This window comes from Phenylobacterium sp., assembly GCF_044358365.1.
In the GTDB taxonomy this organism is placed as follows: Bacteria; Pseudomonadota; Alphaproteobacteria; order Caulobacterales; family Caulobacteraceae; genus Phenylobacterium.
On sequence record NZ_JBIKNZ010000014.1, the window covers coordinates 1 to 11,765 of the forward strand.

The window sequence follows — 11,765 nt, forward strand, 5'->3', positions numbered from 1 at the left end:
TCCGGACAGCGTGGCGTTTCAGGCCGCGCTTGAACTGGTGTTCGAGGGCCGCGAACAGCCCAACGGCTATACCGAGCACATCCTGACGCGGCGGCGACGCCAGCGGAAAGCCCAGCTCGGCGGCGTCTGAGCTTCAGTTCAGCTGATCGGTCATAACGCCGTCCGAGAGCCTGGCCAGGCACGCCAGGATCTGGTCCCATTGGGCCAGACCATCGACATCGCCCATGGCGGCATACTCGGCCGCCCTCAGCATGGCGATGACTTCGGCGTCATCGCCATATTGCCCCATCAGCGCCAGAGCGGTCGCCATGGCGGCCGTGTCGACGGAGCTCATCGCCCGACCATTGGACTGGCGTGATGCAGCCATCTACATTGGGCAGGAACCGGCGCAATCATAGCTGCGTTGGGTCTCACGGGCCGCGCTCGAGGTCTATCCCGAAATCGGAGAGATGATGGATTTCACAAGACTTGGCGCTCTGACGGCCGGCGCCCTGGCTACGGTGCTCCCGTCCGGTATGGCCCGAGCGGCCACCGAGCAACCGACCTACACCGTTCTGGAACGATCCGGAGGCGTTGAACTTCGGCAGTACAGCCCGAGGCTGGTCGCGGAAACGACGGTGAAAGGCGACGAGGTTTCGGCGCGGAACCAGGGATTTCGCGTGATCGCCGGTTACATTTTCGGGGCCAACCAGGGCCGCGCCGCCATCGCCATGACCTCTCCGGTCGCCCAGTCCCCGGCTCGCGCCGAGACAATCGCCATGACGGCGCCGGTCGCCCAGTCCGCCGGCCAGGGCGGCGAGTGGAAGGTTCAGTTCTTCATGCCGGCCAAGTACACGCTGGCGACCTTGCCCAAACCCAACAGCGCTCTCGTCCGCATCACCGAACTGCCTGCGCAGCGGTTCGCCGTGCTGCGGTTCTCGGGCCTCGCGGGTCGCGGCACGGTCGCGAGCAAGACGGATGACCTGAAGGCGAAGGTCGCGGCCCTGGGATGGACCGTGGCAGGCGCGCCGGTCACCTGGTTCTATGACCCGCCCTGGACCCTGCCGCCAATGCGGCGCAATGAGGTCGCGCTGCCCATTACTCCTCGCTGAGTGAGGGGCCGCCCCCCCGACCGACCACGCGCCGGCCGGGGAAACGCGCTATTTCACCATCCAGCCGCCGCCATTGGGCTTGTAGTGCTCACCCGGTTTGATCCGGGCCTGGACCACCGTGGTGTAGGCTGACGCTCCGGCCACCTCGACGGACACGCCGTTCTTTGCGGCCGCCTGGCGGTAGAGCGCGTCGCGGCCTTCATTGATCTCCTGCACCGCGCCTTTCAGCGCGGGGTCCGAAGAGGGCTTCACAAAGCCCAGAAAACCGTCGGCCTGCTCGCCAACGATGCCGGCCGTCTTGGCGGCGTCCACGACAGACTTGGCGTCCATCGCGAATGCGGCGGCGGGTGTCAGGGCCAGCGCGGCCATCACGGCGGCGCCGACATTGAAGAAGTCACGTCCCTGCATGGTCATGTCTCCTTAAAACAGGTTCGGGTTCTTGCTGATCAAGGCCTTGACGTCCTCGTCCAGCTGCAGCCGGACATTGGCATCCAGCTTGGCGTAAATCGTGATCGGGGCGACCTCCACCCGGACAGTGGGCGTACACGCTGTAAGGCCGACGAGTGTCAGGCCGGCGAGCGCGATCAGCTTTGCTCTCATGTGGCGGTCCCCTTGGTGGGCGAATCTCTCATCATGGCCTCCAGTGTGACGGTCTAGGGCTGAACTGGACCTGAACCGTGAAGGTTCCGATACTCTGCGTAATCGGCCAGCAGGTCGTCCAGATTCAGGGACGTGTCGAGCGTGAGGTTTACGCCGGTTCCAGACGGAAGCGGCAACTTTCGGCCAATGAAGCGCTTCTGGATGATGTCCATGATGCTCAGCCGGATCCGTTGCTTCTGCGGCGGGTCGTGGCGCCCGACGATGTGGAACAGGACGCCTAGCCGCCCGTCCTCGCGGCTGGCCAGGGTGGCGTCCAGTTTGTCGAAGGCCAGGTTCTCCATCGCCTGGTAGGCGAAGTCGGTGAAGGTGTCGTTGGCCGAGGCGACGGCCGGCGCCGCGCCGGCGGTCTGAATACCGGTCAGCGCTGTACGGTCGATCGATATGCGGCCGGGCTGGTCGGCCTTCAGTTCCCCGCCGGTAATGCGCAGCCGTCCATCGCGGGTCTCGAACGCCATGCGTCCGCTGACCCTGGCGTCCAGCTCCATCTTGTCGCCGAACGGAGAGGCCTCGACGAGGTCATGAAGCTGCACCCCTTCGAAGATCAGGACACCCCTTGTCGGGACGTCCGGCGTAAGGGGGTACTCCAGGCTTTCAACCCGGATCTTGCCGCCGCCCACGGTCGCCTCGCCGCCAGCGATCCTCAACAGGTTGTCGGCCAGTCCAAAACGGGCGCGAAGGGCGGTAAACGCGAGAACGGACTCGACCCGATCAATCACCAGTTCCTGTCCCGGGGCCGCGACCAGGGGTGCGAGGCCAATGAACAGGATCTAGCCTCTCAGGCCGGTGACCGCGCCGGCGGCGCTCTGGAAGTCCAGTCCCGGAACCGTCAGGACGCCCTGGCTTCCGGCGCCCTGCCGAGCCCATTCGAACCGCCCCTGGAATCGCGCCGAGCCCACGGCAGGCGATCCGATGGCTGCCGCCAGTGGCGACAACTGGATGGGTTGCAGGCCCTCCGGCGCGAAGCGCAGCACATCGGTATCGAGCACGGCAAGGCCGAAACCCAGCCCCATGTCATGCGTCAAGTCGACATGACCAATGGACAGACCGCCCGGCAACCGTGCGGCCAGCTTTGCTTGCCAGACGAAGTCGGTCAAGGAGATGTCGCCACTAAGCACAAGGGGGTTAAACCGCGCCTCGGGCGCGGTGTCGCGGATCATGGCGGAGGCGACCCGGGTCCGGACGTTGACGCGACCGTTCAGGAAGGTGGCCTCCAGGGTGGCGGCGGCGCCGTCGACCTGGGCCTGGGCGAATGTCGCGGTCGCAGCGGCCGCCTCCAGGCGGCCCGCCAGACGCCAGCTGCCGCCCCGGGCGGCGAACAAGGGACCACCAGCGGCGCACAGGCGGGCAGATGGTGAGTCAATGTCGTTGGCCCCGAACTCCAGCCGGGTCGCCTTCAGCAGGACACATCGATCCGGCTGGAAACGCAGTTCGCCCGAGGCAAGCACCAGCCGTCCGGCCGCATCGAGCGAGCCGCCCTCCACCGGGCCGGCCGCCCCCCCGGCCCGCAGCCGCCCGTCGGCTGTGACCACGCCATCAGTGACGGCAAGCCGGGAGACATCGGCATCGATCAAAGGCAGACCGCCGCCATCCGTCTGCAGTCGGAACGCCCCGCCCCGGGGCCCGATCAGCGGACGACCCGAGACGGGCGAAAGGCGCACCAGCCCGCCACGATCCGGGATCAGGGTGGCTGGCCGTCCCAGGGTCACGCCCAGCCTGTCGCCATAGGTCAGCGCCACATCCGGCGCGCTCACCCGGAAGCCGCGCGCCGCGCGCTTGACGGCGGCGACCTGGGGGCTGTCGAGGGCGGTCACCGCCCCGCCGCCGCGCCAGCCGCCACGAAAGTTCGCGGAGATCGCCAGCCGCGCCGTGGGTCCAGCCGCCGCCAGCGTCACGGGCCCGGAACCCCGGACCGTGACCGCCGCAAGCGCAAGGTCGCCGGCCGACATAGCCTCCAGGCCGCCTGCAAGCTTCACTGTGGCGGCCAGCCGGTCGCCGCCCTTGCGTGACCAGTTGAAGTCAGGCGCGCTCGCCGTGGCCTGAACCCCCTTAGCCACCGACGTGCCCGCCTTTGCGGACGCCGCCGTCAATCGGGCGCCAATCTCGCCCTTTAGGGCCAGGTCTGCGAGGCCGCCCGTCATCTGGCCGACAAGCTCTGCCGACAGCGCGCCCTGGTCGAGGCTTTGCCCGGGTCTGACGAGCTGCAGGCTGATGATCTCCGCCCGCGTCGTCACCGGGCCATCGAGGCGGCCGGTCCTGCGATCCGGATAGGGGACCCGCGCCCTTAGAGTCATCCTGGAGTTGTACATCCTGATCGCATCAAGTGTAACCAGCGGGGCATCAGCCGAGACGGTCAGGTCAACACCGGCGTTCGCGGTGACCAGGCTGAGGGCAGCGGACCGCGCCGTGACGTCGAACCCCGCCCCCCTGAGCCGGGTCGGCCCGGCGCCAGCGGTGAGCGTCTTCAGCCGGTTACCGTCAAACAGAACGTCGCCGGTCAGGCTGACGGGGCCATACTCCGTGGTCAGCACCAGCATGCCGTCATCAACGCTGAAACGGGGCAGGGTCTCACTGGGTGGCTGGCGCAGGATCTCCTGGACAAGGGGATCCAGCCGGCCGAACGCCAGACGACCGTCCCGCACCGAGACCCGCAAAACGGGCTTGCGCAGCGTGACCGAAACCACCTTCACCCCGGCCAGGGTCGGGCGAAACCGCACCTCGGCCCGCTCGGTGGAAAACTCCGGATTGCGCGGATCGCCGACCCGCAGCCGCGCAACCAATGTATTTGGCCCAAACGCCTCGACCTCGGCCTCGGAGGGAAGGTCCCGTGCCTGCAACCAATCCGTCAACGCGTCCCGCGCCAGCGCCCGCCGGTTCAGCCACAACGCACCGGCGAGCAGCACCAGACCGACGCAGATCAGTGCGGCAATCCATCTCAGGATGCGGAACGGGCAGGGCTTGGGCTCGGTCAAGCGTGAGGGGCTCTGAGGACGTTGAACCCAAGATAGCGCACAACGCGGCGAAACGATGCGCTATCGCCGCAAAGAACCTGGTGGAGAGGATGAGATCTGGCTCCGAGGCGGTTTGATGCTATTGCCCGCGTCTCTAGCGATCCCGCCGTGCAATCTCTATCGCGGCCAAGAAACGTGCTCGCGTGGCCTGCCGCAGCCTAGCTAGGCCGAACGTATCGGTCATCCTTTGCAGGATGAGCTCATTTGATAGCCCGGCCCGAATATCCGGCGCCGCGATGCTGGCGAGTTCAGCAAACGGTATGTCGGAATGGCTCCTCATTCCGTCGATAGACTTTCGGAAAGGAACAGGAGCGTCCGGCGCTGCACCCTCCGGCCAGAAGAGGACCCTGTCATCCTCACGGGTTCTAGGAAAACGGTCTTCGACGGCTTCCAGCGCAAGATTGCGGATGATCGTTCCCGTGCGATCTTTGCCGTGTGCCCGGGCGATACGGACTGCCAAGACGTCGTCGTAGATCGGCCCCTCGACCGAAATGATGTGCGACACAAGCTTGCGGAGCGTCTGCGCATAGGCTTCGTCGTAGAGATTTTCCGGGTCCGGCGTCAGCCCCGAGGCGCGGAAGTCGGCGGCGCGGTACACCTCGAAGTTTGATGGTTGGGTTACCGTAACGCCGCCTGATCGTTCCACTGGCGCGCCAAACGTTACAACAACAGGGTTGCTCCGCTCATCAGCGCCAGCATCATCAGCTTGCACGCCCGCAAGGATGTGGACGCCGCGTCCGCCGCTCTGGATCAAGCCCTTGGCATGAAGCGAATTTCCACGCGCAGCAGACAGGGCGTTGTTGACCAGCTCTTGCCATTTTTCTTCATTCGGTCGGAAATTTGCCCTGGCTCGGTCCGCGTCAGAGAGCGGCAAACTCTCTGAGAGCGCCCGTTTGATTTCGGCATTCGTCCAGGGTTTGCCATCGCTGAGCAGGTGAAGGATCTCTCGCTGGACCAGACCTTCCGTCACTCGGGATTGTTGCTGATCGATGATCTGACTGATCGGTTTCGACCGCACGGTGTCATCGGCCGAAGCATCTGAAGCCGGTGAGGCCGCAATGACTTCCGTCTCTGTCGTATCGGGCGATTCAGACTCTGGTTCAATTTCTTGAAAGCCAATGGTCGGGGTGCTCCAGCGACGGAGTTCCGTGTGGCGGCTCACCCATCCATCGCCGCTGCCGACGGGCTCAATCCCTCGTTCCTGGAGCAACGCGAGCAGTTCTGTGATGACCCCGTCGCGGTCGCGAACGAAGCGCGACGCGAAACAGCGCCAGATTTCCCAACCAGCCCGCTCCAGAATTCGTTGGCGAACCATGTCATCGGACCATTTGTCCGGTCCGTGGTAGCGGTCGCCGTCGCATTCGATGGCGAGCCGGCGATCATTTTCGCCTTCGACGACCAGATCGATGCGGAAATTGCCCACGGGAACCTGGGTGTCGATCCGATAGCCGCGTTCAGCCAACATATCGAACATTTCGGTCTCAAACCCAGACTCGCAGCGTTCACGCCGGCTGACCGCTGACTTGCCCTCGCTGGCAAACGGCGCCCTGAAATGTTCGAGCAGCGCGCGCCGCAGTTTGTCACTGGAGCGAAGGTCTTCGAGCTCTACGGAGCGAACAAGAATCATTCGGTCTCGGGCTCGTGAGGTCGCGACATTGAACCGCTGCTCGTACCCGGTGCCTGACAGGGGTGAATCTTGCTTTTCAGCCACGAGGGACACGAACATGATGTCACGCTCGTCGCCCTGAAACGCCGTTGGATCACCCACCCGGATGTGATGCTTCTCCATCAACTCCGTGCCGATATCCTGCTCTACACGGCTGTAGATGAGGGCCGCCTGCTCTTGCCCGAGAAGGGTAGTGACCCCGATCGTCCGCTTGGCCATCGCGGGGTCATCGACGATCTTGCGGATTTCGCTGACGATGCAATCGGCCTCGGGCGGATTGGTCTTCCCCTTGCGGTATCCATCTTCAACCAGAATATCGATCAGCGGCGGGTCTAGCCTTTGAGAGGCTGTCGGCAGCCTCAAGGGCAGCAGCCGGTGGCTGTAGAACTGGGCCTTTGAAAACTCGATGATTGGCGCCACGCACCGGAAATGCTCGGAAAGCATGATGGCGCCGCCGGCGAAGACGACTTTGCCGAGATCGTACAGCGATTGTTCCTCACGCAAGGCCGACCGGTAGTCGACCACCTGCTCGGAAAGATGCCGACGCGCCAGCTCATCCGCACGCTCCTGATCGCGGCCGACATGTTCGGGGCTGACTTGGCGATCATCGCCCACGATGAGAATCTGTTTTGCCCGAAGGAGTGCGGGGAGGGCGGCGACGGTCGATTGTGACGCCTCATCGACAATGACCAGATCGAACAGACCCAGGTCCGCAGGCAAGGACTCCGATACGCGGTAGTGGGGCATGATCCAGCACGGGAGGGCCGACTTAGCTCTATCGGACGCTGCTCGCGCATCACGCCGGTATCGCGCGGCCCGCTTGCCTGTGCCCCGGCCGATCCGGCGCACAGCGTCGGCATAGGCCGCTAGGGCCGATTGGACGCTGTCGGTCGCCTTCGTGCGCAGCTCAAGCCAGGTTTTTAGCTCGATGGATCGCTCATAGGCCTCTTTAAGCGTGGTCTCACTACTCGTCCGCTCGACGCCCAGCGCCCGGAGACGCCCGTGCCGGTCTATTTTAGCCAGCCAAGCTCCAAGTCTCTTAAGGCGCCAGCGCTCCTCCCAATCCCCTGGCGTCCATGGATCGGTCTGTCCGACAACTGCCTCGCTGCGCACCAGCGTGGCCCAACGACTCGCCCCAGAGTCTTCGATCAGAGCGGAAACCCGCGAAACGGTCTCAAACGCCGGCTGCTTTTTTACGAGACTGTCCAGTGTCAGTCTGAGTGCGCCCCACTCTCTGCGCAGAGCCGCATCATCAATCTCCGGGTTTCCAAGTTGATCGAGCAAGCAGGTGCGAAATAGAGCGCTGACTTCGCCGCCGCAGGGCTTCAAGCCGTCAATCAAACGTCGGCGCGTCGCTTCCGCTTGTGCCAGTCGCTCGCGCAGAAGATGACTTTCGATCGTCTCAATCAGTACTGTCGTCGCTGCGGGATCGCCGGAAATGGGTGTCGTCCAGCGCGGCAGGAGGCGTGAGGCGAGAGACTCAAGCTGGGCCTCGGTCTCGATCAGTGTTCGGATCGCAGCAAACTGATCGAGTTGCCCCTTGAGCAGGCGCGGGACAGCCAGGCCATCAATGCTCACGATGTCGGCACAGGTGTGGGGCGCCGCGTGGTTCCAGCTTAGCTTGAGCTTCTTAGCGCGCGCGAGGCTCTCGATATATCGGATGACCTCAGCCCATTCGGACGCAGTGCGAGGCTTTTCGCCAACGATCCGAATGGCGGAAAGCCGAGCTTTCAGGGACGACGCAAATAAGCCGGCGACCGCGCCCACAGGCGGCTCGCCCTTCGCACAACGGTCGATGGCTTCCAGCAGCTTTTGGTCGTCCAGCGTCCCTTCCGGCAGGTCGATTGGGCGGGATAGAAAGTGTCGGGCGTCCTCGCACAACGCACTAATTTCCGGCTCCATCGCAGCCAGAACCTGATAGCCCTCTTCGAGAGGATTGCGGCGGAGGGCGCTGGTCGCCTGGTCAGACCAGGCAAAGCTGGACGAGGTGATCGCGTGCCGGCCTTTTGCGAGCGCTTTTAAATCTGCGAGGAGCTGCGAAGCAAGGGCAAGCGTTTCGGATGCCTGATCCGCGAGTTCCATCAGCTCGCCAGTCGATATTTGCCGGCGCAAATTTTCTGATCTCGAAAGATCTCGGTGAACTGAGATCAGAGCCTTATCGTCGGGGAAGTCCTCTTGCCTCGGCAGTTTGACCGAGAGGTAGCCTAGGTCCGAACCGATTTGCTGCCGTGCTTGCCTAAGCGCGATGATGTCACTGTCCGAGAAGGCCGGGGCGAACTGGGGGTCAGGCGCAATGGCATCCTCGATCCACTCGGATCGTTCGACGTTCGCAGCGACTTCCCGCGCAGCGTTCAGCGGATCGACGGCCTCGCCGTCCAGATCAATCGTAGCCGTAGCGCTGCGGCCAATCTCATCGACCTCCTTGTCGATCCGCGCCAGCTTGCGATGGAGATTGTCAATTTGAACTTCCAGGTCCTGGATCTCTCGAGCCAATTCGTGCCGTTTCGTGCGCTGCAGCCGCTCGGCGATAATATCGACTGACTCTTGGAATTGTTTGAGGCCGTCCCGATCGCTGTCGAGCAGGCTCACGGCCAGAGGTCTTACGGCGGCTGGCAGCTGATCCCGCAACACCCGGAGGGCAGGCGCCTTCTGCGAGGTGACTAGCACCCGTTTTCCAAGCGCCAGATAATGGCTGATGATGTTGGCGATCGTATGGGTCTTACCCGTACCGGGCGGGCCTTGAACGACGACACCAGGCCTTAGGGCCAAGCGCTGCACGACCTCGACTTGTTCGCGGTTGAAAGGCTTAGGAAAAAATAGGTCCTGGCCGGACGTCGATGAGGTCACACCGGGGATCGTCGAAATGCCCCTGAATGTCGGGTAATCTTCGCTGCTCGGACCGTTTGCCGGCTCAGTGATGACCGCGGTAATGGCCTCCGGGAAGTCGATATCATCCTCGGCGCCTTCGATCAGAACCCGGAATCGACGAAGATCCTCCATAAGTTGGGTGGCCCGTCGTTCGCGTTGGAAGAATGCGAAAACGTCACTGACTTGCAGAGTTGGCTCGACAGCTGGGATCGATCGATCATCCGGATCTCTGCTGTCTGGCAGATAGACCGCATCGGGGTCGAGGAGCGCGACAGCACGTCGTAGGCAGGGCTCAAAACTTTCCGGCGCAAAGGGCGACAGAGGCTCGTCCTCGAGCGCCGCCAAACTCTTGGTCGCAAAGCTTTGCCACTCATTCACCGAGGCCAATTCAAGCTTGTCGAGGACGTCCGCCTCGATGCCAGGTATCGCCTCCATCCTCGGGCGGACTTCGATCGCGTGAGAAAAATCGTTGAGCGCGATTTCAAGCTGCACCGTTAGCAGCGGGTATCGCATCCTCTGATTGGCCTTGAACAAGGTTGAAAAGCCAATGCCGCAAACTAGCTCAACCGGGGTCTCCGTGCCGCCTTCAAGCATCTGGCGCAGCCCGAACAGGGCGTTGTAAAGCGCGATCGACTTTCGGCGTGGGCGCTCCGCCACCGCCCATAATTCCCAAACGCCGTTCACAAAAGTCTCGAACGCTGTCCTGACGCGGACTGCGTGTACGTAGTCTTCGAGACGGATCGATGCCGGACCGTCGTCCCCTTCCATCAGGCCAGCTGCGAAAAGCGGCGCGCTGGGGATTTCCGAGGTCAATTTTGGCGGCTGATCAGGGTTGTCGCGGAGGGACAACCAGAGCTTCAACTCATCGTCTGATGGCGACGGCGGCGAAATTTTCGCAAGGCGATCGACCTGAAGCCAGATCACATCATCGCTAAGTTCACGGTCCAGCGCGACCCCCGGCAGGTCGGCCAGGTCGGTCTCTGCGTAGAAAAATCCTTTGTGCTGCGTCGCATCAAGGACTGTCTTCAGCTTGTCTCTCTCAGTGGCCTCGACGTAGTCGATAAGGTCAATGAGGCGCCCCCGCTCATGTTCCATGCCTCAATCAACCCACTCGATTGCCCAAATCAAAATTCCTTCCAACGACGCTCCGCATTCGAACGCATCGCGGCTCATGCGACCGACAACACCTTATGCACGGAAAACGCCATCTGATAGTCTTTGCCTGCTTTACCGCCGTACGGTTGAGATAGTGGGGTTTGGGGGTGCCCAAGGAGACGATACTCAGTTGATGTCCTTACACCCGCGGGGTTCACCCTGCATCCATAGGAAACCGGTGCCTGTGGGGCGATGGCCTCCGGGCCACCAAACTACACAGCAGCTACACAGCCACTTGTGACAAACGTGTCCGGTGTCTCCTGACAAATCAGGGATAACGTCCCCCGGGCCAGGCGACAGTCCTGGGGTTCTCGGAACACATTCGCCACCCGGCGCGCGTCCGTGTTTTCGGTGTCGTCCGGGGTTGATCTTCCCGGCCCCCTAAAGCCCCCCGAAACTTGCCATCGAGACGCCGCCGTCCACAGCGATGGTCTCTCCCACCACATAGTCCCCGGCGCGGCTGGCCAGGTAGATGGCCACGCCCTGCATATCCTCGTCCGTGCCAATCCGGCGGCCGGGGATCCGCTTGGCGATCTCGTCGCCCTGGTCGCGGGCAACCTTGTTCATTTCGGACGCGAAGGCGCCGGGCGCGATGGCGCTCATGACGATGTTGTCCTGGATCAGCCGCGCCGCCATCCGGCGGGTCAGGTAGATCAGGCCGGCCTTGGAGGCGTGGTAGGAATAGGTCTCCTGCGGGTTCAGGCGGATGCCGTCGATAGAGGCCACATTGATCACCTTGGAGGGACGCTCATGCGTACCCGCCTTCGTCAGGGCGCCGTGCAGGGCCTGGGTCAGGAAGAAAGGCGACTTCAGGTTCAGGTCGACGACCTTGTCCCAGCCGCTCTCGGGGAATTCATCAAAGTCGGCGCCCCAGGCGGCGCCGGCGTTGTTGAGCAGGATGTCGAGCTTGTCCTCCCTGGCCAGGTAGGCGGTGGACAGGGCCTTGCAGCCGTCCACGGTGGACACATCCTGCGGCAGGGCGATGCACCGGGGTCCCAGCTCCTCGGCGGTCTCAAGGCAAGCTGGCGCCTTGCGTGAGGAGATATAGACCTTGGCGGCGCCGGCCTCGAGGTAGCCCTTGGCGATCATCTTGCCGATGCCGCGCGAGCCGCCGGTGACAAGCGCCACCTTGCCGTCCAGTGAAAACAGGTTCGAGCCCATGCGCAGTTCCTCTTTGTTTCGTCCCTTTGAACCGCCTTCATAGTCCATAGGCGCGTCGTGCAAAGCCTTGCTGCACATTTGACTTTGACCCGCCCGGCGGGGCCTATAACAAGCGTTTGAATTCAGAGGCCGCCAGGGTTTCCAACGTGCGGCCCG

At 63.3% G+C, this 11,765-nt stretch carries 8 protein-coding genes; 1 reads left to right on the forward strand and 7 read right to left on the reverse strand.

Going from position 1 to position 11,765, the window contains the following annotated elements; all coding sequences use genetic code 11:
• Positions 1–133: 133 nt before the first annotated feature.
• Positions 134–334, reverse strand: coding sequence for a hypothetical protein (locus tag ACIQ3B_RS05895; protein WP_397400568.1), 201 nt, complete (start codon positions 332–334; stop codon positions 134–136).
• A gap of 115 nt (positions 335–449) precedes the next feature.
• Between ACIQ3B_RS05895 and ACIQ3B_RS05900 the strand changes: the two genes are divergently transcribed.
• Entirely contained in the window at positions 450–1,091 is a 642-nt protein-coding gene (locus ACIQ3B_RS05900) for an SOUL family heme-binding protein (RefSeq protein WP_397400570.1), read from the forward strand.
• Between the two features lie 48 nt (positions 1,092–1,139).
• Here the strand turns inward: ACIQ3B_RS05900 and ACIQ3B_RS05905 are convergent, their stop codons facing one another.
• The 6 genes from ACIQ3B_RS05905 to ACIQ3B_RS05930 all read right to left on the reverse strand — a co-directional run bounded on the left by ACIQ3B_RS05905 (position 1,140) and on the right by ACIQ3B_RS05930 (position 11,609).
• Positions 1,140–1,499: a YdbL family protein gene (locus tag ACIQ3B_RS05905; RefSeq protein WP_397400572.1), complete on the reverse strand. Its 360-nt coding sequence runs from the start codon at positions 1,497–1,499 to the stop codon at positions 1,140–1,142.
• A gap of 12 nt (positions 1,500–1,511) precedes the next feature.
• The gene (locus tag ACIQ3B_RS05910; RefSeq protein WP_397400574.1) at positions 1,512–1,691 is read right to left on the reverse strand and encodes a YnbE family lipoprotein; all 180 of its coding nucleotides are present in this window, start codon (positions 1,689–1,691) and stop codon (positions 1,512–1,514) included.
• 53 nt (positions 1,692–1,744) lie between these two features.
• On the reverse strand, positions 1,745–2,467 hold the full coding sequence (locus tag ACIQ3B_RS05915; protein WP_397400576.1) for a YdbH domain-containing protein: 723 nt from the start codon (positions 2,465–2,467) through the stop codon (positions 1,745–1,747).
• A 51-nt stretch (positions 2,468–2,518) separates the two neighbouring features.
• Positions 2,519–4,720 (reverse strand): hypothetical protein, encoded by a 2,202-nt coding sequence (locus tag ACIQ3B_RS05920; RefSeq protein WP_397400578.1) that lies wholly within the window; start codon positions 4,718–4,720, stop codon positions 2,519–2,521.
• A gap of 133 nt (positions 4,721–4,853) precedes the next feature.
• Positions 4,854–10,388, reverse strand: coding sequence for a DUF3320 domain-containing protein (locus ACIQ3B_RS05925; protein WP_397400580.1), 5,535 nt, complete (start codon positions 10,386–10,388; stop codon positions 4,854–4,856).
• A gap of 441 nt (positions 10,389–10,829) precedes the next feature.
• The gene (locus ACIQ3B_RS05930; protein WP_397400582.1) at positions 10,830–11,609 is read right to left on the reverse strand and encodes an SDR family oxidoreductase; all 780 of its coding nucleotides are present in this window, start codon (positions 11,607–11,609) and stop codon (positions 10,830–10,832) included.
• Positions 11,610–11,765 lie beyond the last annotated feature (156 nt).